This is a genomic window from Synechococcus sp. MIT S9220 (assembly GCF_014304815.1).
Classification (GTDB): Bacteria; Cyanobacteriota; Cyanobacteriia; order PCC-6307; family Cyanobiaceae; genus Synechococcus_C.
The window spans coordinates 2,188,383-2,211,073 of the sequence record NZ_CP047958.1; the positions used below are offsets into that span (position 1 = coordinate 2,188,383).

Sequence of the window (22,691 nt, forward strand, 5' to 3'; positions counted from 1 at the left end):
ACATGCTCTGAATCTTCAGAGTGCGTCGCCAAGCTGCTCGGCGACCGTGTTCACATCCTTGTCACCACGACCAGAGCAGTTCAACACCACTTCAGTGCCATCCGCCAGCGTTGGACAGAGGGTCTCAAGCCAGGCGAATGCATGCGCTGTCTCGAGGGCAGGAATGATGCCCTCCAGTCGGCTCACCAGTTGAAGCGCCTGGAGCGCTTCAGCGTCGGTGACGGCGCCGTATTCGGCCCGGCCAATCTCGCGCAGGTAGCTGTGTTCAGGCCCAACTCCGGGGTAGTCCAGGCCGGCACTGATCGAATGAGCTTCCTGGACCTGCCCGTCCTGATCCTGCAGCAAAAGGCTCATGGCACCGTGAAGCACACCGACCCTGCCTTCCGTCATCGTGGCGGCATGACGGCCTGTGGCGACGCCATCACCGGCTGCCTCAACTCCGATCAGACGTACATCGCTGCACTCCACAAAGGGATGAAAAAGACCCATGGCGTTGGAACCCCCACCAACGCAAGCCATCAGCACATCCGGCAAACGACCGAACGCTTGCTGGCATTGGTCCCTGGCTTCCTCTCCGATCACTGCATGAAAGTCGCGAACCAACATTGGATAGGGGTGGGGGCCTGCCACTGACCCGAGGATGTAATGCGTGGTCTCCACATTCGTAACCCAGTCACGGATGGCCTCACTGGTGGCGTCCTTGAGCGTGGCGGTGCCGGCGGTCACAGGCTGAACGCTGGCACCAAGAAGACGCATGCGGAACACATTCAGAGCCTGACGGCGCATGTCTTCAGCACCCATGTACACCACACACTCCAAGCCGAAGCGAGCGCAGACCGTGGCCGTCGCGACCCCGTGCTGACCAGCTCCTGTTTCGGCAATGATTCGCTTTTTGCCCATTCGCAGGGCCAGCAACGCCTGCCCGAGCGCATTGTTGATTTTGTGGGCGCCGGTGTGGTTGAGATCCTCACGCTTCAACCAGATCCTGGGTCCGCCGTCACTGCGGCGGTAATGGGCTGTGAGCCGCTCAGCTTCATAGAGAGGTGTGGCCCTGCCCACGTAGTTGCGCAGCAGGCGGTTGAGCTCTGAGGTGAAAGCCGGATCTTTCCAGGCCTCAGCCGCGGCCGTCTCCAGCTCAGCCAGGGCAGGCATCAGCGTTTCAGGCACATACTGTCCACCGAAACGGCCGAAACGACCGGAGGAGGCAGGCCTGGAGCTGACGGCCAGATCCTGAGCGGTTGGCTTGGGTGGCAGGGTGCTGGTCAAGGTGCAGCTGACCGCGCGCGCGGCCTTTGAAGCGTTGGCTCAGCGTAAGCAGGCAATCACGCGATGCCGTGGATCACAGGCACTGATTTGAAGATTCCGGAACCCTGCCGTCCGCAGGGCCGCAGCCATATCGAGGCTGAAGTACTGCTCGATATAGGGCTCGGTGCTTTTGAGCAATGTGGCGACTGCCGCCGGAAGGCGCTGAAGCACGGAGGAGGCGGGATCCTGATCCACCATCACCAGAGCACCTCCTGGCCGCAACAACCGAGCAGCCTCCCCCAGCACGGCGTGGGTCGCATCCTGAGGCAGCTCATGGCAAACGAACTGAAGACTGATCAGGTCAAAGGACGCATCCGCCAGACCGGTGTCCTCCGCCGCTGCATGCAACCAGCCATCCACGAGTCCCTCCCGATCCCGCACACGAGCCACTGCGAGCATGTCGGGGGAAAGATCCAGGCCCTGAATCCGAGGTGCGGGCTCTTGGCGCTGCTCTGCCCGCTCAGCCAACCAGCTTGCGAGATACAACGTGCTCACTCCCACTGAACAGCCAAGATCGAGCACCTGATCAATGGATCCGTTCAGGAGCGGCGCCAAAGCGCGGTGGATCTCATTCCGCAGACGGGCCTGGGCCACAGACGGTGCCAGCGCCTCGTCCGGCCAGATGCGCAGGGCCATCGCATCGGTGGCTTGCTCAGCTTCGGCAGCAGCCTGCCAGCAGAGATTGCCCTGTTCATAGGCGTGAAAACGCGCCACGTAGTAGGCGGGCGGCACCAGGCCTGGAGTGATGCTGCTCGACAACAACGGTGCTGCAGCCTTCTTGAGTTCACGGCGACGGACTCTCCAGGGAATGCCGTTGCGTTCCGCCGTTCGGATAATCAACTGACGTGCCTGGAAAAACAGAGGACGCCTCAGCAGAGCAATACCGATCAAGTGTTCGATCCAGCGACCAAGGCCCTGGCTTGAGTCAGCCCATCGAGGCGTGGACGCTGAGTCGGTCATCACGAGAACGGCAGGATGGTGTCGGATGCGCAGAAGCGATGCCGAAAGGCGGGTGGCAGGAATTCAGCAACACAGACAGTCTGCAGCGGCCGAGCAGCCCCGAGAAGCAACCCACTGCGAAAGCCCAGCAAATCGTTCGGGTGCAGCCGACCCGTGGGGGGAAGGGCGGCAAGACCGTGACGGTGATCCGCGGTCTGGAGCTCAACCAAGAAGGACTCAAAGCACTGCTGAAGAAACTCAAGACACGTATCGGCAGCGGTGGCACCGCAAAAGACGGCTTGATCGAACTTCAGGGCGATCAGGTGGAGCTCGCGCTGGAACTGCTCAACAAAGAGGGATACCGTCCCAAGCGCGCTGGGGGCTGAAGCTGACCGAGGCTCAAAGAGATGCAAGTTGAGGGACAATGGCGGCCCCAGACCGCCGGATCCCAATGACCGCTTCGTCCAGCCACGGCCAGCTGACCAACCAGGGTGCTTCCACCAACATCGCCTGGCATCAGGCATCGGTTGATCGAGCAGCCCGCGCTGAACAACGGGGACACCGAAGCGCCATTCTCTGGTTCACAGGCCTGAGCGGTGCGGGCAAAAGCACGCTTGCCAACGCGGTCAATCAGGCCCTGTTCGAGCGAGGACTGAGCACCTATGTGCTCGACGGAGACAACATCCGCCATGGCCTCTGCAAGGACCTGGGATTTTCCGATGCCGACCGTGAGGAGAACATCCGCCGCATTGGTGAGGTCTCCAAACTGTTTTTGGATTCCGGTGCCATCGTTTTGACGGCATTCGTCTCGCCATTCCGTGCTGACCGCGACAAAGCGCGCAACTTGGTGAGCGACGGAGATTTCATCGAGATCTTCTGTGCCGCTGATCTGAATGTGTGCGAACAGCGCGACACCAAAGGCCTGTATGCGAAGGCACGTGCCGGCGACATCAAGGAGTTCACGGGAATCTCCAGCCCTTATGAAGCACCAGACACTCCGGAACTATGCGTCGACACCGGCGCAGCAGACCTGGCGCACTGCGTGGATCAGGTGGTGAACGAGCTGATCTCACGGAACATCATTCCTGCCCAGCGCTGACCTCGCTAACGACCGCATTGCTGACGACCGCGTGGATGCCCTGACGCTCTGCCCAGGCATCCACGAACGTCTTGAGGCAGCTGGCGACAGGCACCGCCAGCAGCAGACCTAACAACTCTCCAAGGCCGTAGAGGTCTCCAGCCTTCGCTCCCAGGGGCAGGGCAATCAGCAGCCAGGCCGGCTGCAAGCCCACGATGCTTCCCATCAAACGCGGCTGAATGACCTGGTCAACGATCTGACCGACCACGATCGCAGCCACCAGAGTCTCTAGGCCTGTACTGGGATCCTGAAAAGCGAGCAACCCGCTCACGGCGACGATTGTCAAAGCACTGGCGTAGGGGATCAGGGTTGTGAATCCGATCAGCACGGCGAACAGCACGCCATAGGGGATCTTGAGAAGGGTGAACACCACGATCTGACCCAAGGCCAGGATCAGCGCCAGCAGCACCTGCCCGCCGAAGTAGCCACGAAAGGTGCGAGCCAGGGTGCTGGTCACCAACGAACGCCAGGCATCCGGAAGCCAGCGGGCCAGACCCTTCGTGATCGATTCACCTCCGATCAGGAAGAACACCGCCAACACCAGCACGATCACCGTGTTGATCGTGGTGCCGAGTGTGGCCCCGAGAATGCTGAGCAAGCTCTGGCTGAGCTGGCTGGCCACGGAGCTTGCACGGGAGAGCAGATCACTGCTGAGATCACCAAACTCCGTGGGCAGACCACGGATTGCGGCCCACTCCTGGAGACGGTTCACCCACTCCTGGGCCGCCAAGAGCAATCCAGGCAGAGCATTGATCAACTGGCCAAGCTGCTCAATCAGCAGCGGCACCAGGGTCAGCGCAGCGAAGACCAATGCCCCGATCGTGGCGAGAGTGACAAGCACGATCGCCACCCAGCGGCGCATCCCTCGACCGGTGAGCCAGCGGCAGGGAATATCCAGCAGAAACGCAATCAGCGCGGCGGTGAGAAACAGTCCTGGGAAGGGAGCCAGTGGCAGGAGGAGCTGACGGATCACAAACAGGTTGAGGGTCAGCAACGGCAGCACCAATCCCCAGCGAATCCAGGCTGGCCAAGACGTCATGGCTTGAAGGAGGTGCAGATCAAAAGGAGCTCAGCTTGAAAACGGCACTCACCTCATGGCACCAAACATGCCGGCTGGCGGCAATAGCGAAGGTCGGCAATGGCCGGGGATCAAGTCATTCGCCCGAGATAGTCACAACTGCCCAGATCCTTCAGTCGGGCGTCCTTCTCAACGACCGTGTCATGAAGCTGCTGGCGGTAGGCCTCCAGACGTTCCGCCAGCGCACCACCCTCGACGGCAAGGATCTGTGCAGCCAGCAAGCCTGCATTCAGACCTCCGCCGATCGCCACCGTGGCCACGGGAATACCACCGGGCATCTGCACGATCGAATGCAATGAGTCGACGCCTGACAGTGCTTTGCTCTGCACCGGTACGCCAATCACAGGCAAGGTGGTCAGTGCGGCCACCATTCCAGGCAAATGAGCTGCGCCACCGGCACCGGCCACAATCACGGCCAGCCCACGCTGGCGAGCCTGCTGGGCGAAGCTGACCATCTCCAAAGGCGTGCGGTGCGCCGAGAGTACGCGTACCTCCACCGCCACCCCCAGCTGTTCCAGCACCTCGACGGCAGGGTGGAGGCTGGGGAGGTCGGAATCACTGCCCATGATGACGGCAACCCTGGGCACCGAACCTGGATCAATGGTGGGGGATGGCAACTCGGCCACAGGCAAGAACCGGAAGGACAGCGAGACTGCCATCGTCCCGCACCGGCCTGAGCCGGCCCAACCGCATGCGTCGGATCACCGATGTGCGTTTGCCCCAGCGACCCGGAAACCACGACCCTGCAGGTCTGTCCTGGCTCAGCCTGGATGATCGCAATCTGATCATCGCCGCTGGTCCGATGCCGGCCGGTGGGGCGATGGCCGGGGAAAGCTGGCATGGAGACAGGCTTAGTCGTCGGGGGATCGATCTGCAGATCAATGGGGGACTGGGCCTGGCCTTCACGGAGCTCACGCAACAGGATTTGCCGAAACTCCTGGAGTTGCTGGAGCTGCTTTGGCGCGATGGGGTCGAAGCGATCGCTCCAACCCTGGTCACCTGTGCTGTGGCCCCGCTACGCCAATCCCTGTCCGTACTCCGGCAGGCCCGTGACCGGCATCAAGCGGGCCGCTGCCAGCTGCTGGGAGCACACCTTGAGGGCCCGTTCCTTGCGGAAGCACGGCGGGGTGCACACCCGTTGGAGCACATCGCTGCCCCCAGCGTCGCGGCCCTAAAGACACGGATCGACGGATTTGAAACCGACATCAGCCTGATCACCCTGGCGCCGGAGCAACCGGGTGCTCAGGCGTTGATCAACGAACTCAAAGGGCTCGGCATCCATGTGGCTCTGGGTCACAGCACTGCAGATGCCGATCAGGCAGCCCTGGCGTTCCGACAGGGCGTCGAGATGATCACGCACGCTTTCAATGCCATGCCGGGACTGCACCACCGCGCTCCTGGGCCCTTGGGAGAAGCCTGCCGTCGCGGCGACATTGCGCTTGGGCTGATTGCCGACGGAGTGCATGTGCATCCCACCACTGCGGTGTTGTTGCAGAAGATGGCGGGGGATCAGCTGGTGCTGGTGAGTGATGCCCTGGCGCCCTACGGGCTGGCGGAGGGTGAACATCGCTGGGATGAGCGAGTGCTCTTGGTGAACAACGGAACCTGCCGACTAGAGGACGGCACCTTGGCCGGTGTGACCCTGCCGTTGCTCGAAGGCACCTGCCGTCTAGCCAGCTGGAGCGGTGATGCGGATGGTGCGATCTGGGCCTCCACCATGGCTCCCAGAGAAGTGCTGGCGGAACGCCTTGAAGACCCCTTGTTGATTGGAGATGGACTGGACGATCTGCTGCGCTGGGAATGGAACGAATCAGAACGAAAGCTGGCCTGGCGGCAGGCTGCTTAAGATTCCGCCGCTGCGAGTGAATTGATGGCCCCCGAGCAACTGCTGAATGACAAGCAGGCCGAGAAACAGGAAGTGAAGGGCTATTTCGAGACGACGGGATTCGATCGTTGGAACCGTATCTACAGCGATAGCGATGACGTCAATAAGGTCCAGCGCAATATCAGGATCGGACACCAGAAAACTGTTGATGAAGTCCTGGCCTGGATCGAGGAGAGTGGGCAGTTCAACAATGTGAGTTTCTGCGATGCCGGTTGCGGCGTCGGCAGTTTGAGCCTCCCCCTGGCGCGCATGGGAGCCGGCTTCATCAATGCCAGCGACATCTCTGAAGCCATGACCAAGGAAGCTGAGCGCCGGGCGCGTGATGCGGGCCTAGACATGGCCAAGCTCAATTTCGCCGCCAGTGATCTGGAAAGTCTCAGCGGCTCATTCCACACCGTGTGCTGCCTGGATGTGTTCATTCACTACCCCCAGGAAGCTGCTGAAGAGATGGTGCGGCACCTCTGCTCTCTCAGCGAACAACGCCTGATCGTGAGCTTCGCGCCCTACACGCCGCTCCTGGCAGCACTGAAAGGTATCGGCCAGTTATTCCCAGGCCCCAGCAAAACCACCCGCGCCTACACCCTCAAGGAGAAAGGGATTGTGGCGGCCGCGGAAGCCTGCGGCTTCAAACCCGTGCGACGCAGCCTCAACAAAGCGCCGTTCTACTTCTCCAGGCTGATCGAATTTCACAAGTCCTGAACAGCACCTCGAAAAGACCAGGGCTCAGGATCCGTCAGGACCCGAACTGACTGTGCAACTTGAGCAGCGCGTAGGGAGGGGTATCACTGACAAAGTCAGCAGACCCCACAGTGCCGCTGAAAGCGCCGCCCTGACCGATCAGGGTCGCCCCGTGATTGCTAGGGAACAAATCTCCGAGCGAGAGAGTCAATGTCCCTGATTCCAGGCTTGGTGTCACAGCGGCGCTGGACTGAAGCGAGCCAAGAGAACGGGTCTGGATATTGCCGTCCTTGAAGGTGAGGGTTCCCTGGGCATGGGTGAGGAACACGGTTTCGCCTTTGAGGACTCGTCGTTCAACCACCTGTTCAAGCCCATAGAAGGAACCATTCGCCTGTTCACACCCCTGCACTGCTCCGCCCAGCCGGGCCACGGCAAGTCGGTAGCTGACCGAATCACCCACCGACAGGACCGAATCACGATTGGCATCAATGAAGGTGCCTGATTCCACATTGCAGAACAGCACCTTGAGTTTTATGGCCTGCCGCTGATCGCCCCCAGAACCGCCGGTGGAACAGCCCGCGAGCAGACACAGCAGCGAGCCAACAACAACCGCGGAGACCGACCTGGGCATGGCATCAACCTCTGAACTCACTCGATGCTGACAAGTCTTGGCGAGTTTGAGCAGCATCAGAACGTTGATGGCGGCTCACAGCTGACATGCAGATCATCCAGCTGCAGACGCCAGGCATGGAGCCGATAGCCCCCGTCTCCCGGAGTGGCGACATCACTGATGCGCTGATTGTTCAGGTAGAGCGGATCACCAAGCAGGGGAGACCCCAGTTGCGCGAGATGGATGCGGATCTGATGAGGGCGACCCGTTGTGATCGCAACCTGCAGACGATCTCCCTGGGGACAGCGTTCCAGCAGCGTCAATTCGCTGTGGGCTTTCAGACGTCGCCGGATTAACCCATCCGCTGGGGGCAACGGTCCCCAGACCCAGCCCAGCAAGGGATGGGGCCGCTCGACCACATCCGTATTCACCGCAAGAGGCCTCCCGAACTCAAGCCCTGCGACACGCTGGGACCAGGCCTGATAGAGCTTTCGGGTTCCTGAGGACGGCTTAAAAGCTCGCGAAAGAGCGGCTCTGGTGGTGGGCTGGCGTGCACACACCTGCAATCCGGAGGTGAAGCGACCGAGGCGATGCACGGGTTTGGCAACCAGGGGGTCACCCAGCTGGCGACTGCGCTGATCCAAAAGAGTGGAGAGCGTGTGCTGCAGAAAGCCGCCACCGGGCATCACCGGCAGTCCGGACGGTTTGTTGATCACCAGCAGATCCCCGTCGTCATGCACAACCGACCAGATGTCGGGGATGGCCGGCTCGATCCATGGAGGACGGTGCCAGAGCAGTTCTGCCTGATCCGGCAGCGGTTGATCCTTGAGCAGAAGCGTTCCGTTGAGTTGGAGTTCACCAGCAGCGATTCGGCGAAGCCAGACGTCTTTGAAGGAGTGGCCGTAACGCTGAGCCATCAGCTCGCTGATCAGCGTGCCTTGATCGTCAGAGTGCGTGATGTCCCTGTACGTCCATCCCTGATTGAGTGCGGCTGGACGCCAACCTTCAGGCAAAGGCTCTGCCTGTTGGCCTGTCACTCCACCAAACGATGCTGCAAGGCGTAACGCACCAGCTCCGTTCGGCTGGAAGTGCCGGTTTTGATGAACAACCTGCTCACGTACTTCTCGACATTTCGGATTGATGTCTCCAGCTGACGAGCGATTTCCTTGTTCATCAATCCTTCCGCCACCAGTTGCAGAACACTGGATTCCCTTGGCGTGAAATTGTGCTGCACAGGGTCGCTGGATGGCAGTGCCTCCGCCTGAGCGAGCAGAGAGCGAATCTCCGTGATCTGTTTGGCCATCTGGCCCATGTCGGCATCAGCGAAGCGGGCTGCTTCCTGCAACAGTCGCTGCTGACGCTGAGCCACGTTGGTCACGCGCGCGACCAGCTCATCCGGGTCAAAGGGTTTGGGGATGTAATCGTCAACACCCGCCAGATAGCCCTGGGTGCGATCCGCCGTCATGCCCTTGGCAGTAAGAAAGATCACGGGTGTGCCGCCCAGACGCTCATCAGATCTGAGCTTGTTGAGCAGCCCATAACCATCGAGCCGGGGCATCATCACGTCGCTAATCACCACGTCAGGCAGCATCTGCTGCGCCTTGGCGAAACCATCCTCACCATCCACAGCCGTGGTGACATCAAATCCCTCATCCTCGAGGTAGGCCTGCACTGCTGAACGCAGCCCAGGTTCATCATCGACCAACAGCAGTCTCACCGTTGGCTGTTCGGACGGTGTGGGCTGTTCAGGCTGAGGGGCCTGGGAGGGTTGTTCGGGCTGGGAGGTTGTCAAGGCCTGACCTCATCTGGCCGGAATCTAGGGGCGTTAGGGCGCTGGCAACCGCAACACTTCCTGGGATTCGATCAGCTCAGTGGAATAACCGAGCTCTCTGGCCTTGTCCGCGAGACCGGCGGGATCTTGACCAGCAAGGTCGGGATGACAGGCCGCCCACCACACCAGATGGTCTTCGCGGGTGGACGCATGCCAAGGCCCCCCTGGATTGAGTTTGCGCACATAGATGGCTTCGGTGTCCCGTGTGACCCGCAGCGGCTCCTCTCGACTGCAGTTCACCGACTCGCTGGGAATCACCAGATTGTCGGCGGATTCCTGCCACAGCTTGAACCTGCGTATCTCAGGATCAGCAGGATCTCCCGAGACCGCAAAGATCCCCAGGGCGTACGCCTCAGCCCCCTCGCCCTGGTCCAGCACCACCAGATCAACCGGGCGCGATGCCTTCATTTGCTCCAGGATCTGCTCCCGATCGAACCCCTCAGCGACAGCGGGCTGAAAAGCTGCCGACGCCAGCAGACCCAAACTGAAGACCCAACGGATGGAGTGCATCGCGACAATCTGAGAGTCACACCATGCTGACCCCACACACCCACTTGAGCGCAGTGAAGTTGTGATCAACCTCGATCACCAGGCCACCACACCCTGTCATCCCTCAGTGATCCAGGCGATGGAGCCCTGGTGGCGCGAGCAGTGGGGCAATCCATCGAGCCGGCAACATCGGCTTGGTTTGACAGCCGCCGCTGCAATCGGCTCAGCCAGAGAACGGCTTGCGAGCAGCCTGAGGATCAGATCCGAGGAACTGATCTTCACCAGTGGCGCCACCGAAGCCAACAACCTGGCGCTGCTGGGCCATGCCAGGGCTCGCGCGCTCTCCGACGGTGGACCAGGCCATCTGGTCAGTGTGGCCAGTGAGCATCACGCGGTGCTCGACCCCCTTCTGCAGCTGAAGCATGAGGGATTTGAGATCACGTTATTGACTCCACAAAAGAACGGCCTGATCACGGAACAACAGCTGGAACAGGCCATTCAGCCCAACACCCAGCTGGTCAGTGTGATGGTGGCCAACAACGAGATCGGCGTGATCCAACCGATCCAGGCCCTGAGTGCCGTCTGCAGCAGCCACGGCATCACGATGCACACCGATGCGGCTCAGGCCTACGGGCATCTCCCTCTGGATGCCGAAGCACTGGGTTGTGCGTTGATCAGTCTCAGCGCACACAAATTCAATGGACCGAAAGGCATCGGCGCCCTGGTGGTGAGATCTGGCACGCAGCTACAACCGCTTCAGTGGGGTGGAGGACAGGAGCAGGGGCTGCGGGCGGGCACCTTACCGGTGCCCCTGATCATGGGCATGGCGGCTGCAGCCGTGCTGTCCATGCAAGACCTGGAGGACCGCCAGGCTCGACTCCAGGCTTTGAGAGATCAGCTGTGGGGAGGGCTCAAAGATCGCAATCCAACAATCCAGCTCAACGGGACGCTGCAACCTCGACTGGCCCATAACCTCAATCTCACAGTGCCCAACGTCTCAGGTAGTCGCCTGCATCGGGCACTGCGATCCCGACTGGCCTGCAGCAGTGGTTCTGCTTGCAGTCGCGGCGAACCCTCTCACGTTCTGCGATCCATTGGACGAAGCCGTCTTGAGGCGGAAGGATCCTTACGCCTGAGCCTGGGACGCGACACCACAGCGGCAGATATTGACGGCGCGATCGAGGTCATTACAACCGCAATTCAGACAATGACCCAGCGCTGAAACTCAAAGACGAGTAATACAACCTCTGGAAAAAAGTGTCAGAGAAGCTACCTTCCGCGCAAGTTCCCCAGTGATTCATGACTGAGACACCGGCCAAGCAGCGGCTTCACGTGCTTCAAGCCATTGAAGACGGATGGAATGCTTTCGCCAGAGCCCCATGGCCTTTGGTGCTGTTCACCCTGTTGGCTGGCAGCGTCTGGATTCTGTTTCAGATCATCGTGCGCGGAGCACACGCCTTAGCGAACGACAGCGTACCCATTGCTTATTTTCTCGTTGTTGCCATTGGCAGCACAGTGATCAGCCTCTGGGGAATCACGGGTCTGATCCGCGGAGCCTGGAAGTCGCTCAATGGAGCGAAGCCTTCGTTCTCTGACTTGGTGCGCTGGGACGGCAATGCAGCCGGACGTTTATTCATCAATCAGATCGTTCTTGCCATCATCGTTTCCATCATTGTTTTGGTGCTTCGGTGGCTCACCAATGAATTTTTTGCAGCAAGCACATTCGCCGGCTTCATCCCCCTGATTGCAGGGGTGGTGATTTTCATCTATCTCTCAGTCAACCAAAAACTTTTGCCTGCTATTGCACTTCTACAAACAGGCAATCCGGTTGAAAACATTCAGAAAGGCCAAAAGATTATTGATGCCACATGGTGGTGGATGCTTTTGCTGTTAATCGTCAACACGATTATTTTGACCTTCGGAATTATTCTCAATGGTGTTGGCCTGCTCGTTGCAAGTCCCGTTGTGATCTGTATCTCGCTGGCTGCTTATCGTCAGCTATTTGGCACTGATGATCAAACTGGTTTTCTCAACAGTTAAAAAGAGCTCAGAGCAACAAACGCTGCGACACCCAGCACTGCCAGCAGCAGCTGAGCAAGGCGACTGATCACAAGCCCTGCCACAACAGCCAGACCCACCACCGATCCCTGACGCAACGCTTCAAGCCACCCCAGATTCCGGGGTGGCTTTGTTGTGACCCAGGTTTCCACCAACGTTGCGCCCAGCCAGGGACCGAACAAGGCCCCCAGCAGTGGCCCACCGAACGGCAGAGCCGGCAGCAAACCCAGCACTCCCACAAGCAAACCCACACCGGCTCCCGCCGCAGACCAGCGACTGGCCTTCAGACGTGCAGATGCCAATCCAAGAGCAAGGAGATCAGCGATGAGACCCAAGCCGAACAACACCAGCGCCAGAACAAACTCAGGCCAGGCCTGAGCCCAACCCACAGCCGCCATCCAGACAAGGGATCCCACCGGCAACCAAATCAAGCCTGGAAGCAGGGGCAAAAACGAACCTGGAATCGACAGAAGCTGAACCAGCAGGGCAATCCACCAAACCCCATCACTCGTCCAAGCCCAGGTCATGCTTCAGAACTCGGCTCTGGGGGTCGGCGGCGGGCAATGCGCAACTTTGCGCTGCGACTGCGCGGATTGAGCTGCTGCTCTGACTCGTCTGCTCTCAATGGCTTCCGAGTGACGCGTTGCAGGCGATCGTCACTGAGAAAGGCCGTCTTCACACGCCGGTCCTCAAGGGAATGGAAACTGATGATTGCCAGCAGGCCATCAGGCTGGAGCCAGTCGGGGGCTTGTTGCAACAAGCGGTCCAGCACCGCCAGCTCATCATTGACCGCAACCCGCAGGGCCTGAAACGTGCGTGTGGCGGGATGAATCCGACCACGGCGGGCCTTGGGTGGATAACAGCCAGCCACCGCATAGGCCAGTGCCGCCGTGCCGGCATAGGCACCGCTGGCGTCCAGATCAGCCTTGATCCTGCGGGCAATCCTCCTCGACAAGCGCTCCTCTCCATAGGCGTAGATCAAATCCGCCAGATCTGATTCGTCCAGCCTTGCAATCAGTTCAGCCGCGGTTTCCCCTCCCCCAACTTGATCCATCCGCATATCGAGAGGACCATCCAGCCGAAAGCTGAATCCCCGCTGCGCCACATCCAGCTGAGGGCTGCTCACCCCAAGGTCGGCCAGGACCAATGCAACCGGGTGGGGAGGGGTGTAATCAGCGAAATTGGTCGCCACGATCGTGACGCGATCCCCATGGTGCTGAAGCCGCTCGGCAGCCGCCAAACGGGCAGTTTCATCGTGATCGAGCCCCAGCAGACGCAGCTGTGGATAGCGATCCAGCAACAAACCGCTGTGGCCACCACCACCCAACGTCGCATCAATGAACACGCCTGATTGGCACTGTTCACTGAGCTCTGCGGCCAGCGTTTGCATCAACGGTTCGGCCAGAACCGGCACATGCATGAAGCCCTGGGCGGGGCTGGATGGCAGATCGGGCATGGGTCCTTCCTAAGATCCAACGCACTTGCTCTGCCACGGCCCCATGACGCAGATGGAAACGCGCACGGAGCCGATGGTGGTCAACTTCGGCCCCCACCACCCCTCAATGCACGGGGTGTTGCGCCTTGTGGTGACTCTCGATGGAGAGGATGTCCTCGATTGCGAGCCGGTAATCGGCTACCTCCATCGCGGCATGGAGAAGATCGCCGAAAACCGAACGAACGTGATGTTCGTGCCCTACGTGAGCCGGATGGATTATGCGGCGGGCATGTTTTACGAAGCGATCGTCGTGAACGCCCCTGAAAGGCTCGCGAATATTCCTGTTCCGAAGCGGGCCAGTTACATCCGAGTGCTGATGCTGGAACTGAACCGCATCGCCAATCATCTGCTCTGGCTGGGTCCCTTCCTTGCTGATGTCGGCGCCCAGACGCCGTTTTTCTACATTTTCCGAGAGCGGGAGATGATCTACGACCTCTGGGAGGCGGCCACCGGTCAACGCCTGATCAACAACAACTACTTCCGCATCGGTGGTGTGGCAGCCGACCTGCCTTGGGGCTGGCTGGAAAAATGTCGCGACTTCTGTGACTGGTTCGGCCCCAAGATCGATGAATACGAAAAGCTGATCACCAACAATCCGATCTTCCGCCGGCGCATTGAGGGGCTAGGCGTGATCGGCAGGGAAGAAGCCATCAACTGGAGCCTTTCCGGCCCGATGCTGAGGGCCTCCGGAGTGCCGTGGGACCTGCGCAAGGTTGACCATTACGAGTGCTACGACGACTTCGACTGGGATGTGGTCTGGGAGAAAGAGGGCGACTGCTTCGCCCGTTACAGGGTTCGTGTCGAAGAAATGCGCCAATCCCTCAAGATTCTTCGCCAGGCCTGCGACATGATTCCTGGTGGTCCGACGGAAAACCTGGAGGCCAAACGCATGGCCGAGGGCAAAGACAGCGATTTTGCCGGCTTTGACTACCAGTACGTGGCCAAAAAGGTGGCACCCACCTTCAAGATCCCCAATGGCGAGCTCTACACCCGACTGGAGTCTGGGAAGGGCGAGATTGGCGTGTTCATTCAGGGCAACAACGACGTCACACCCTGGCGCTTCAAGATTCGTGCCGCAGACAGCAACAATCTGCAGATCCTTCCTCACATCCTGAAGGGACACAAGGTTGCCGACATCATGGCGATCCTTGGCTCCATCGATGTGATCATGGGATCAGTGGATCGCTAGAAACAATGCAGAATTTGCATTCAAAAGCAAGGCGGAGGCTGAAACGATAAAGTCCCGCAACTTGTCGGACTAGCTCGATGATTCGATCGTTACGCTCAGTCGTTAGCCAAAAGCGCCCTTTGGGCCGTGGCGAAGAACGACTTCTCGGGATCCTGCATCACCTCAGAGACCTCAAGCAGACATGGGAAAATAAAATGTCCGCGCAAAGCACTCTGGGCGAAATACAGAGTGAAATAGAGAGAATCGAGCAGGAAATAGAGAACATATCGCAATCAGCGCCGGAGAAAGTCTTAGATTTCAGCGAAGCATTCAAGCAAAGCAAGTCCATATTTTTTGCAGGCGGAGCGGTTGTCAGCCTTGGATTGGGGGTCGCACTGGCCAACAATCAGGACACAAAGGAGAACGCACCCTGGTTTTATTTCTTTGGGGCCGGCGCCGGCATCGCAGCCGTGGCGAAAACCAACGGCAGCATCAAACAAAGCCGCAGCGAATTTGAAAAAATCTCAACAAACCTCAGGGGGTTAAAAGACGAGCTGACACAAAAGAGACGTCTTTATTCAGAGACAAGCAAGTCATTTAGAGCGAATAACATCGCCCTGCCGGAGGTCACGCTCGGCACGGCCCTGCTGCCGTTGCAGTCCACACAAGTGCTCAACAAGTCGCTGCTTCTGCACACCGGCAACCTGGTGAAGCCTGCCAAGCTTCAGTCCGTAGCCCTAAGGGATCTCAGCAATGAAGCCGATTCCATTCTTGGGATGACACAAGAACTGGATGCCATCCCCGTCCTGCTCGCCCCCGACGAGATATCGATCTCTGAAAGCAGAGAAAGCAATGCAACGCTGCATGGAGAGGAGCGCAACCTCAAAGATGCCGTCAGTCGGTACGTTCAAACACTGGCTTCAATCTCCGACGAGGAAATAAACATTCCCGCCGTTCGACCCGACAGTGATCTCGGTAGAGCACTGCAAGCCGTGATTGATAACAACGAACTGATTTCGAAGCAAGTCGACGATAGTTCCGTCACGCTTGATCTCGAGGGAAACGATGCAACCCTCCAGCAGAATCTCCAAAGCTTCGAGCAACTGCACAGCGAGACGGAAAATGCGTCTCAGACTGCAATCCCACAACTGGAGCAAATTAATACAGAACTCAAGCAACTGTGTGATCGCTATCGTTTTGCAAGAACGACCTCGACCAACGCCCTCCACCTGAATTATCAAAAGGTCCTGAGTCGAGCCAATTGGTCATCAAGAAGCTTTTATTGCCCACGCACAATCTTGTCGAAGGACTACCTGCAGGGATTGATTCAGCTTGATTTTGACGAGGCACACAATGCCACGGCGGACGAACTGGTCGACGCCCTTCAATCCGACAGCTTCATCAACAGCCGATTGTCGAGCAAGCCCCAACTCTTGGAAGAACTCCTCAAGAGCCATACAGCAGTTCATGAGCTGATCAGCTCCTATCAATTAAACCCAGACACACGCGGCGCAATCAGAGTCGGAGCTGCTGCAGAACATATTGCTGATCAATTCAAGCAAGAGCTAAATCTCTTCAGGCAACGATTGGTCGAAGCACTAACGGGCAGCCCAAATGGATTTCTGGGCATCAGCGAATCTGCAAGAGTTTATTTTGATCCAGAGAGGGATCTTTGGTCATCACCCGTCCTGCCCTATACGTACACAACCTCCGAAGTTGAACAATACGGGCAAGTTAGGCGGACAGATGTCGACTTGCTGATCCCCCTCTGGGAGCACCTTTGGACCGAAAAAGCTGATTTCAGGAAGTCAGAGCTGTTTCGGACCAACGAGGCAATACAGAGGATGTCCGAAAAAGAGGGCGAAAAAATCAAGCAGATCGGCTATCAATTCCAAGCCGATCTCAGAGAAGTTCGCTCAAACATGTTGCTCGCCAAAGCCGATTTCGACGCAAAGCTAAAGGAGTTGTCGGAGTATGAGGATGACATTAAAGGCCTTGGCCTGATGGAGCAACAGCAAGAGGAAAAACTGAAAGCAGCGACACAGGAACTCGAGTCAACATCAACGGCTACGGCAGACAGCAACGCAGAGGGTTATGAATTTATCCTGATGCAAGAGCCAACCAATCAGCTCCTCCTCCGCCAGAGCGGTGTTCATGATCCGATTGATGTGGTCAAATCAACCGAACTTCTGATTGAAGGGGGCGCTGACAAAGGGGTCAAACGCCTCAATTATCTCGCAGAAGGCGAGGAGGTTCAGGAATGAGCTCATCGACATCAACAGGCATTAGCAGTTCAGAAGCAGCAAGAATCGCAAGAGATGCTGCAAACGAAGCTCTACGAAAGGCACAACTCTACACAGACCAAAAAGTCGACGAAATCATGAGAGACATCGATCAAATGAGTCGGGAGCTACAACGCTCCATTGAGACTCAGACAGCAGCAATTATTGCCAGCGTTGGCACCACAACCGCGGCTGTCATTTCCACCAAGGACGAGGTCGAACAAGCCAAGGGGCAAATCACACTACAACTCAGGAGTGAGCTTCAGCTCGAACTTGGCAGAAAGCTAAACGTCGCGAGATCAGCATCCTCCAAATTCAAGCAATTTTTCGAGGACATCAAATCTCGCTTTGACAAGTCACTACAGGGTGTATTTATTAACAGGAACGAATACGACGTTCGCTTTATTCAAATATTCGAAGAGTACGAGAAGAAAATTCGCACCATCGGAGAACATATTTTCCAGATCCGCGACGAAATCAAGCTCGTGGAAGAGGCAAGCTCTGAATCCCTTGAAACCATACACAGCTTGCCGCTGGAGGTGGATTTATATCGGCTCAAGCTCCGCAGCGAAGAACTTGACCAAACCATTCAACTCTTGGAAGCTTCACGGCTGCATGAGATCAAATCATCGCTTAGCAAGCTTCAGCTAGCTGCCGACTCCCTCAGCTTCAACAACCTGAATAGCAGCGATGACAGAATTGGGATTGAGGCGCTTCTGGTTAAATCCAACAACAATAAATCCGATTTGTTGATGGGTGCCGATGCTCAGCGCTCGCCAGGAGCATCTGTTCAGCTACAAAGTGAGCTCTTGGACAATGCTGACAATTGCTTGGACGAAAACCTACAGACCATTCTGGAACATGGCCTAGAGCAACGACAAACGAGAGATTTGAATAACCAGGAGTATCAAGAACTCCAAGAAGCCATTAACACGCTCAGTGAAGACGGCATCATTTCACCCGATGATGCAGCCTTTGCAGAAGCAGTCATCAACTCCAAAAACATTAAAACTTACGCTTAATTCATCTCATGACCTTATCCGAAGTTGCAGATCGCCTGATTCTCAATGGCTCTGTCGAAGGGAATGTCTTCCCAAAGGAAGAACGGGACGTTCTCTTTCCGCTGACCATCAAACCAGAGGCCCAGGACATCACTGTTCATGGATCCATTTATGCACGGGCCATCGACATTGAGCCTGGCAATGTTCTAGTCCATGGGCCCATCGCATCAAGAGGTGACATTCTTGTTCACCAGAATGCAGGAAGATTTCAAGCCATGGGAGGGATCACGACATTAAGCGGCCTCGTCATCGGACAGAAAAACCAATCAGCGAATCAATTGGTCCACAACTGTAATGAATGCAGAGGGTTAATTAAAGGCGATATTGTTTCCAACCAAAGTATTGTCCTGAACAACTGCGTTGTTTTCGGCAGCATTAAAGCCGTTAATTGCACCATAACAAACAGCATCATTCTCGGCACGGTTCATTGTGAAGATCACCTGACCATTCAAATGAGTAGTCTTGGCGGTTACGTCAGCCGGGAAGTGAACTTTGAGGGAGTCAATATGTTGTTCAATGCCTTGGGAGAAAGCAGAAACAGGCCCAATTTCCTTCCCTATGAAGACAGTGATGGGAGCATCATCTCTGCTTCCCTACATCTGTACTCGGCAGCTCGTGGAACGTGTGGAATGCGCATGACCACAGATCTCGCAAAACAACACACACTCAGCATTCTTTATCCAGATGTGGACTGGATCAATGTTCATGCGCAGACGAACGAAACCTCAGATCAAGACCCTGTCTATGCGGACACTTGGGTTCTGTCGCTTGGAGGTCGAATTGCCGACTACTCCAAGCTCAGTGATGCCACCAATACCTTAAGTGAACTGCTCAGAATTGGCTTTGAATTCAGTCACTACTCTCCAGAGGTGAAGCGACAGCAATTGGACAAGATCCGCCCTCAACTTACCGAAGGCGAGCGGGCCATTCTCGACTCAGTATGCATTTAAAGTAGATCATGAAAAACGTACAAATTTTCTTCTTTCTTTTCCTCAGCGTCATCTACTGGTTCTTGTGCGGTGGTCCAAATTTCTTTGACCACCCAGCATCCCTCGGATATTTCGCTCTGGGACTGGCATACATCAGTTGCATGATATGGACAGATTCACTGTTCAATCTATTCAACGGAGATCGATACACGTACGGTGCTGCAGTTAAAGGAATTGCCTTGGCTTTCGGGAGTCCGGCTGTCATCGTCATTGCATTTCTTGTCCGCGTTGACTCAAACCTGATCAACATCCCGACCTGGCTCAATAACATTGGAATTGGCGTTGCTCTGCTATGTTTTTTGCCAATATTATCCGTTCCAATGATGACAACCAACGCGGTTGATGCATTACCCAGTCAACAATCTCGTCGCGAGTACGACGACAAGTCGACCGTCTCCACTCCAAAGGACTGAAATCATGTTTGATTGGATCAAGGACCAATCCAAAGCTCTCTACATTGCGAGACCGGATCAAGCCTCAAACGAGCTGGTCTGGGCCCATCCCGACCGCTCAATCCCGCGTGGTGCAAAACTAACAGTCAGGAGCGACGAAATTGCACTGTTCTTCCGTGAAGGACAGTTCATTGGGGAGATCCTGCCAGGCACAGTCCTAATGGACACGGCCAACATTCCTTTCCTTGGCTCTCTGATCGACCAGTTCACTGGCGGCAACCAATTCATCACTGAGCTGTACTTTTGCAAGACGTCCGAAACACAAGTATCTCTCTACCAATCCAGCCTCGGTCAGTTCACGGATATCTTGTCGACCAATCTTGTTAATTTATACGGTGGGCTCGAATACAGCATTGTCGTCAAGAATCCAAAAGCATTAATCCTTGGCATAGGCGGGCAAAACATCAACACATCAGATTCGGCTACAGAGAAATTAAATGGTCGCGTCAATAACGTTTTACGCTCTGTTGTTGGTCAACTCTCGAGCTCGAATCAAATCACAGATATCACTTCAGGATCAAAAACTGAAGTTCTTGCAGATGCTGTGCAACAAAAGCTAAGCGAAGAGTTTCTACAGATGGGTGTGGGCTTGATGCGCATCATGAACCTTGTCATCTCGCTGGATCAAGAGAGCGAGGATCTGCTGAGAGAGTTTGGCAAGCAGCGTGCCGATCTACGTCTGCAGGAAATGGGGGCACAGGCTGCAACCCAAGAAGGCTTCGCTGAATACAACTTGATTCAGGGTCAGCGTCAGGCACTCGAAGGCTTGGGGGCAGGCATGGCAACAGGCAACAGCCCGATTTTGATGGGCGGTGGACTCGGTGGTGGAGGTCTTGGTGCGAATCTCACAACCCCGCCAAGAAGCCGAGTCACCACACAATCATCTTCATCCCGCTCACGGTCTGGGGGTGCAGCCATTCGGGGAGAACGAAAGTTTTTCTATGTTTTGGATGGGGTCGAACAAGGTCCAGTATCACCCCGCAATGTTGCGCTCATTGCACTCTCGAAAAACATCAGCCTCAGCGATCTACAAGTCCGTTCTGAGGACGATGCTCCAGGCGATAGTTTCGCCGCCGAATACGAGCCCTTAATCCGGGATGAATACAACCGCAGAAAACCCAGTTGATGACGAAATTGACCCAACAAAATTCCGTAAAACACAACAAGGTGTTTCATAACTGACTCCCTTTAATTCCGATTCTTCCCATGAGCTCTCTGCCTGACTACGAAACACTCAAAAGCGCTATTACAACATGCTGGGATCGCAGTAAGAGCAACAACAATTGGATTACATTTTTAGATTCGATCCCAAAAGCAGACAACACATCTGGCGCTAGGGAAGAGGAGAATGCGGAAGGCACTCAAGACAACAATCAAGAGCTCTTAACCTTTATTGCCAACACGGACTTGGTCGAAATTTTGTCCGAAGCAGATTTGCATGCTTCAGACCTACTCTCGACGACCGCTGATCGGCTTGGCGTGAAGTCCTGGCAACTCAGTGAATATGTTGAGCTACTCAAAGAGGAACTAAGCCTTACAAGCGATCAATACATCCGTTACGAAAAGGCAGAATCATCTGAAGCTTCACAGATCCCTGAACAGCCAGCCACCAGCTCATCCAGCACACCAGCACCAGCCGCTCCTGCTGAATCTCTGCCTGCAACAACAATTGACCCTGCTCAGTTGCTGCAAAACAATGCGCAACCAAAGTCTCAATCCCTGGTTCCACTACTTCTTTCGGGGATAGGAATTCTTTTACTCATCCTCATCGCGGTTCTATCCCAGAAGAACGAAAAAGCGTCACAGCTCAGTCAAGCCTCACAACCTGAAATGCAGGCGAGCAAACCAAGCAGTAGCTGGACTCCACCAAAACCAAAGCGGGAAGAACCCACAACACAAAATTCGGTCTATTTCCAGGGAATTGATCTACCCATAACCAATAAAATATGCAACAAGAAAGGCAGCTTCTGCATCTACAACCTCGCCAAACTTGTTGATGACGAAAAGGGCTCAGCTTATTACGAATTCCGCGAAATAAATAAAGGCAAACTTACCCAGATCAATGGCAGCATTTCGATTGGCAAGATTGAACGCATTAACAACATGCGGAAATTCACATTTGAGTGGGAGGATGATTTAAGAACCACGTCGCCTGAATTTGCTGCAGCAGGTTATTTCCGCCTGGATCAAGATACTGACAAGCGCAAATCTGGGATCCTCACGCGCTTTGTGACGACCCGCAGCTTTGGATCCAAGACACCTGTCGGGCAGGAAAACACATCTTACTTGTTTCCCCGGTGATTAAGTGAGAAGCGCTCTTGGCCTTTCCATTGGCTGCGATTTTGTCATCCTGAGGATACTCGCCGATACAAGGCCTGATCATCCGCAGGCAGATGCATTAGAGGTGAGTTACCCGCTTGGAGAAATCCAAGCCAGTGATCTCTATGGAATGAGGCATATCAACAACCGTACAACTCAGGCGTTGGGAACGAGGACAAGACGTTGGGTTGAAAAGATTTTGATCAATTGTGGCCTATGCAATTCATCAAACCTGATTGTTGTCGCCACACCAAGCCTTCTCCACAAAGAATCTGATCAGATTCGCCAGCGCGTTCTCCTCCAGGCGATCAATCAGCTACAACGCCTTAAGCAACTTCTAAACGTCTGGCCAGCCAGAGGAGATTGCACCAACCTCCTGATCTGATTTGAGAGCGCACTGATCTCACTGTGACAAGCCACCCAGATCGACCAGATGATTTCCTGATGACGACGCCAAGCTGGCTCAACCTCACAAGGACCGTGCGTTTCGGAGACACGGATGCAGCTGGAGTCATGCATTTCCATCAGCTGTTGCGCTGGTGCCATGAAGCATGGGAAGAGAGCCTGGAGCTCTATGGCATTGAAGCCAAAACGGTGTTCCCTGGATGTCGTGACCAGGAATGCTGGCCCGACACCGCACTCCCAGTGGTGCAGTGCAGCGCCAGCTTCAGAAAAGCTGTGCATGGTGGAGACCAACTGCTCGTGAGACTGAAACCAGAACGGATTGATCAGGGATGTTTTGAGGTTCACAGTCAATTTCTCTGCAACGACCAGGAAGTTGCCCATGGCTTGATCAGACACATGGCCATTGATGTGGCAACACGCCGACGTTGCCCGATACCAGAGGCCATCTCCCTCTGGCTTGAGGCTGCACAGATCGGGCAGATCAGAGAACTCTGAGCCATGCACCGAAC

At 56.2% G+C, this 22,691-nt stretch carries 25 protein-coding genes; 15 read left to right on the plus strand and 10 right to left on the minus strand.

What is annotated here, in order from left to right; translation table 11 throughout:
- Positions 1–15: 15 nt before the first annotated feature.
- Both trpB and SynMITS9220_RS12125 read right to left on the minus strand, forming a co-directional pair.
- On the minus strand, positions 16–1,266 hold the full coding sequence (gene trpB / locus SynMITS9220_RS12120; protein WP_186989518.1) for a tryptophan synthase subunit beta: 1,251 nt from the start codon (positions 1,264–1,266) through the stop codon (positions 16–18).
- 39 nt (positions 1,267–1,305) lie between these two features.
- The gene (locus SynMITS9220_RS12125) at positions 1,306–2,265 is read right to left on the minus strand and encodes a class I SAM-dependent methyltransferase (RefSeq protein WP_186989520.1); all 960 of its coding nucleotides are present in this window, start codon (positions 2,263–2,265) and stop codon (positions 1,306–1,308) included.
- Positions 2,266–2,303: 38 nt separating this feature from the next.
- Here SynMITS9220_RS12125 and SynMITS9220_RS12130 point away from each other — a divergent pair, with 38 nt between their 5' ends.
- Both SynMITS9220_RS12130 and cysC read left to right on the plus strand, forming a co-directional pair.
- Positions 2,304–2,630, plus strand: coding sequence for a translation initiation factor (locus tag SynMITS9220_RS12130; protein ID WP_067096222.1), 327 nt, complete (start codon positions 2,304–2,306; stop codon positions 2,628–2,630).
- Positions 2,631–2,695: 65 nt separating this feature from the next.
- The gene (gene cysC, locus SynMITS9220_RS12135; protein ID WP_186989522.1) at positions 2,696–3,343 is read left to right on the plus strand and encodes an adenylyl-sulfate kinase; all 648 of its coding nucleotides are present in this window, start codon (positions 2,696–2,698) and stop codon (positions 3,341–3,343) included.
- Here the strand turns inward: cysC and SynMITS9220_RS12140 are convergent.
- Both SynMITS9220_RS12140 and purE read right to left on the minus strand, forming a co-directional pair.
- Positions 3,324–4,421: an AI-2E family transporter gene (locus tag SynMITS9220_RS12140; RefSeq protein ID WP_186989524.1), complete on the minus strand. Its 1,098-nt coding sequence runs from the start codon at positions 4,419–4,421 to the stop codon at positions 3,324–3,326. The two genes, cysC and SynMITS9220_RS12140, sit on opposite strands and share 20 nt — an antisense overlap.
- Positions 4,422–4,531: 110 nt before the next feature.
- Positions 4,532–5,119, minus strand: a complete 588-nt coding sequence (purE, locus tag SynMITS9220_RS12145; protein WP_255483107.1) for a 5-(carboxyamino)imidazole ribonucleotide mutase — start codon at positions 5,117–5,119, stop codon at positions 4,532–4,534.
- 32 nt (positions 5,120–5,151) lie between these two features.
- Here purE and SynMITS9220_RS12150 point away from each other — a divergent pair, with 32 nt between their 5' ends.
- Both SynMITS9220_RS12150 and bchM read left to right on the plus strand, forming a co-directional pair.
- On the plus strand, positions 5,152–6,306 hold the full coding sequence (locus SynMITS9220_RS12150; RefSeq protein ID WP_186989526.1) for an N-acetylglucosamine-6-phosphate deacetylase: 1,155 nt from the start codon (positions 5,152–5,154) through the stop codon (positions 6,304–6,306).
- 24 nt (positions 6,307–6,330) lie between these two features.
- Positions 6,331–7,044 (plus strand): magnesium protoporphyrin IX methyltransferase, encoded by a 714-nt coding sequence (gene bchM / locus SynMITS9220_RS12155; RefSeq protein WP_186989528.1) that lies wholly within the window; start codon positions 6,331–6,333, stop codon positions 7,042–7,044.
- A gap of 34 nt (positions 7,045–7,078) precedes the next feature.
- Here the strand turns inward: bchM and SynMITS9220_RS12160 are convergent, their stop codons facing one another.
- The 4 genes from SynMITS9220_RS12160 to SynMITS9220_RS12175 form a co-directional block, all read right to left on the minus strand.
- Positions 7,079–7,654 (minus strand): hypothetical protein, encoded by a 576-nt coding sequence (locus tag SynMITS9220_RS12160; RefSeq protein ID WP_186989530.1) that lies wholly within the window; start codon positions 7,652–7,654, stop codon positions 7,079–7,081.
- Positions 7,655–7,710: 56 nt separating this feature from the next.
- Positions 7,711–8,670: an RNA pseudouridine synthase gene (locus SynMITS9220_RS12165; protein ID WP_255483111.1), complete on the minus strand. Its 960-nt coding sequence runs from the start codon at positions 8,668–8,670 to the stop codon at positions 7,711–7,713.
- Entirely contained in the window at positions 8,667–9,350 is a 684-nt protein-coding gene (locus SynMITS9220_RS12170; RefSeq protein ID WP_115125980.1) for a response regulator transcription factor, read from the minus strand. The genes SynMITS9220_RS12165 and SynMITS9220_RS12170 overlap by 4 nt, the downstream gene beginning before the upstream one ends.
- Before the next feature lie 108 nt (positions 9,351–9,458).
- The gene (locus SynMITS9220_RS12175) at positions 9,459–9,974 is read right to left on the minus strand and encodes a hypothetical protein (protein WP_186989532.1); all 516 of its coding nucleotides are present in this window, start codon (positions 9,972–9,974) and stop codon (positions 9,459–9,461) included.
- Between the two features lie 61 nt (positions 9,975–10,035).
- On the opposite strand from SynMITS9220_RS12175, the gene SynMITS9220_RS12180 reads away from it, so the two are divergent.
- Both SynMITS9220_RS12180 and SynMITS9220_RS12185 read left to right on the plus strand, forming a co-directional pair.
- Positions 10,036–11,175: a cysteine desulfurase family protein gene (locus SynMITS9220_RS12180; RefSeq protein ID WP_186989534.1), complete on the plus strand. Its 1,140-nt coding sequence runs from the start codon at positions 10,036–10,038 to the stop codon at positions 11,173–11,175.
- 167 nt (positions 11,176–11,342) lie between these two features.
- The gene (locus SynMITS9220_RS12185) at positions 11,343–11,993 is read left to right on the plus strand and encodes a hypothetical protein (protein ID WP_255483299.1); all 651 of its coding nucleotides are present in this window, start codon (positions 11,343–11,345) and stop codon (positions 11,991–11,993) included.
- Here the strand turns inward: SynMITS9220_RS12185 and SynMITS9220_RS12190 are convergent.
- Together SynMITS9220_RS12190 and rsmH are read right to left on the minus strand one after the other, a co-directional pair.
- On the minus strand, positions 11,990–12,538 hold the full coding sequence (locus SynMITS9220_RS12190; RefSeq protein WP_186989538.1) for a DUF456 domain-containing protein: 549 nt from the start codon (positions 12,536–12,538) through the stop codon (positions 11,990–11,992). The genes SynMITS9220_RS12185 and SynMITS9220_RS12190 overlap by 4 nt on opposite strands.
- Positions 12,535–13,467 (minus strand): 16S rRNA (cytosine(1402)-N(4))-methyltransferase RsmH, encoded by a 933-nt coding sequence (rsmH, locus tag SynMITS9220_RS12195; protein ID WP_186989540.1) that lies wholly within the window; start codon positions 13,465–13,467, stop codon positions 12,535–12,537. Before rsmH ends, SynMITS9220_RS12190 begins: the two co-directional genes overlap by 4 nt.
- 43 nt (positions 13,468–13,510) lie before the next feature.
- Between rsmH and SynMITS9220_RS12200 the strand changes: the two genes are divergently transcribed.
- From SynMITS9220_RS12200 to SynMITS9220_RS12240, 9 genes are all read left to right on the plus strand, one after another.
- Complete coding sequence (locus SynMITS9220_RS12200; protein WP_067096192.1) at positions 13,511–14,695, plus strand: NAD(P)H-quinone oxidoreductase subunit H; 1,185 nt, start codon at positions 13,511–13,513, stop codon at positions 14,693–14,695.
- 119 nt (positions 14,696–14,814) lie between these two features.
- Positions 14,815–16,938 carry a hypothetical protein gene (locus SynMITS9220_RS12205; RefSeq protein WP_186989542.1) on the plus strand — a complete coding sequence of 708 codons (2,124 nt, stop codon included), beginning with the start codon at positions 14,815–14,817 and terminating at the stop codon, positions 16,936–16,938.
- A complete protein-coding gene (locus SynMITS9220_RS12210) occupies positions 16,935–17,978 on the plus strand; it encodes a hypothetical protein (RefSeq protein WP_186989544.1) in 1,044 nt (347 codons plus the stop codon). The genes SynMITS9220_RS12205 and SynMITS9220_RS12210 overlap by 4 nt, the downstream gene beginning before the upstream one ends.
- Positions 17,979–17,986: 8 nt before the next feature.
- A complete protein-coding gene (locus tag SynMITS9220_RS12215; protein WP_186989546.1) occupies positions 17,987–18,967 on the plus strand; it encodes a polymer-forming cytoskeletal protein in 981 nt (326 codons plus the stop codon).
- 8 nt (positions 18,968–18,975) lie between these two features.
- Complete coding sequence (locus tag SynMITS9220_RS12220) at positions 18,976–19,419, plus strand: hypothetical protein (RefSeq protein ID WP_186989548.1); 444 nt, start codon at positions 18,976–18,978, stop codon at positions 19,417–19,419.
- A 4-nt stretch (positions 19,420–19,423) separates the two neighbouring features.
- Entirely contained in the window at positions 19,424–20,584 is a 1,161-nt protein-coding gene (locus SynMITS9220_RS12225) for an SPFH domain-containing protein (protein WP_186989550.1), read from the plus strand.
- A gap of 80 nt (positions 20,585–20,664) precedes the next feature.
- A complete protein-coding gene (locus SynMITS9220_RS12230; RefSeq protein WP_186989552.1) occupies positions 20,665–21,759 on the plus strand; it encodes a hypothetical protein in 1,095 nt (364 codons plus the stop codon).
- 4 nt (positions 21,760–21,763) lie between these two features.
- Positions 21,764–22,162 carry a hypothetical protein gene (locus tag SynMITS9220_RS12235; protein ID WP_186989554.1) on the plus strand — a complete coding sequence of 133 codons (399 nt, stop codon included), beginning with the start codon at positions 21,764–21,766 and terminating at the stop codon, positions 22,160–22,162.
- Between the two features lie 59 nt (positions 22,163–22,221).
- On the plus strand, positions 22,222–22,677 hold the full coding sequence (locus tag SynMITS9220_RS12240) for a thioesterase family protein (RefSeq protein WP_186989556.1): 456 nt from the start codon (positions 22,222–22,224) through the stop codon (positions 22,675–22,677).
- The last annotated feature ends 14 nt before the right edge of the window (positions 22,678–22,691 follow it).

What these genes read in the sequence shown, in the direction of transcription:
- SynMITS9220_RS12125 (WP_186989520.1), bottom strand. Translation starts at nt 2,265, where the DNA reads ATGACCGACTCAGCGTCCACGCCTCGATGGGCTGACTCAAGCCAGGGC.
- SynMITS9220_RS12130 (WP_067096222.1), top strand. Translation starts at nt 2,304, where the DNA reads ATGCCGAAAGGCGGGTGGCAGGAATTCAGCAACACAGACAGTCTGCAG.
- cysC (WP_186989522.1), top strand. Translation starts at nt 2,696, where the DNA reads ATGACCGCTTCGTCCAGCCACGGCCAGCTGACCAACCAGGGTGCTTCC.
- SynMITS9220_RS12140 (WP_186989524.1), bottom strand. Translation starts at nt 4,421, where the DNA reads ATGACGTCTTGGCCAGCCTGGATTCGCTGGGGATTGGTGCTGCCGTTG.
- purE (WP_255483107.1), bottom strand. Translation starts at nt 5,119, where the DNA reads ATGGCAGTCTCGCTGTCCTTCCGGTTCTTGCCTGTGGCCGAGTTGCCA.
- SynMITS9220_RS12150 (WP_186989526.1), top strand. Translation starts at nt 5,152, where the DNA reads ATGCGTCGGATCACCGATGTGCGTTTGCCCCAGCGACCCGGAAACCAC.
- bchM (WP_186989528.1), top strand. Translation starts at nt 6,331, where the DNA reads ATGGCCCCCGAGCAACTGCTGAATGACAAGCAGGCCGAGAAACAGGAA.
- SynMITS9220_RS12160 (WP_186989530.1), bottom strand. Translation starts at nt 7,654, where the DNA reads ATGCCCAGGTCGGTCTCCGCGGTTGTTGTTGGCTCGCTGCTGTGTCTG.
- SynMITS9220_RS12175 (WP_186989532.1), bottom strand. Translation starts at nt 9,974, where the DNA reads ATGCACTCCATCCGTTGGGTCTTCAGTTTGGGTCTGCTGGCGTCGGCA.
- SynMITS9220_RS12190 (WP_186989538.1), bottom strand. Translation starts at nt 12,538, where the DNA reads ATGACCTGGGCTTGGACGAGTGATGGGGTTTGGTGGATTGCCCTGCTG.
- rsmH (WP_186989540.1), bottom strand. Translation starts at nt 13,467, where the DNA reads ATGCCCGATCTGCCATCCAGCCCCGCCCAGGGCTTCATGCATGTGCCG.
- SynMITS9220_RS12200 (WP_067096192.1), top strand. Translation starts at nt 13,511, where the DNA reads ATGACGCAGATGGAAACGCGCACGGAGCCGATGGTGGTCAACTTCGGC.
- SynMITS9220_RS12210 (WP_186989544.1), top strand. Translation starts at nt 16,935, where the DNA reads ATGAGCTCATCGACATCAACAGGCATTAGCAGTTCAGAAGCAGCAAGA.
- SynMITS9220_RS12215 (WP_186989546.1), top strand. Translation starts at nt 17,987, where the DNA reads ATGACCTTATCCGAAGTTGCAGATCGCCTGATTCTCAATGGCTCTGTC.
- SynMITS9220_RS12220 (WP_186989548.1), top strand. Translation starts at nt 18,976, where the DNA reads ATGAAAAACGTACAAATTTTCTTCTTTCTTTTCCTCAGCGTCATCTAC.
- SynMITS9220_RS12225 (WP_186989550.1), top strand. Translation starts at nt 19,424, where the DNA reads ATGTTTGATTGGATCAAGGACCAATCCAAAGCTCTCTACATTGCGAGA.
- SynMITS9220_RS12230 (WP_186989552.1), top strand. Translation starts at nt 20,665, where the DNA reads ATGAGCTCTCTGCCTGACTACGAAACACTCAAAAGCGCTATTACAACA.
- SynMITS9220_RS12240 (WP_186989556.1), top strand. Translation starts at nt 22,222, where the DNA reads ATGACGACGCCAAGCTGGCTCAACCTCACAAGGACCGTGCGTTTCGGA.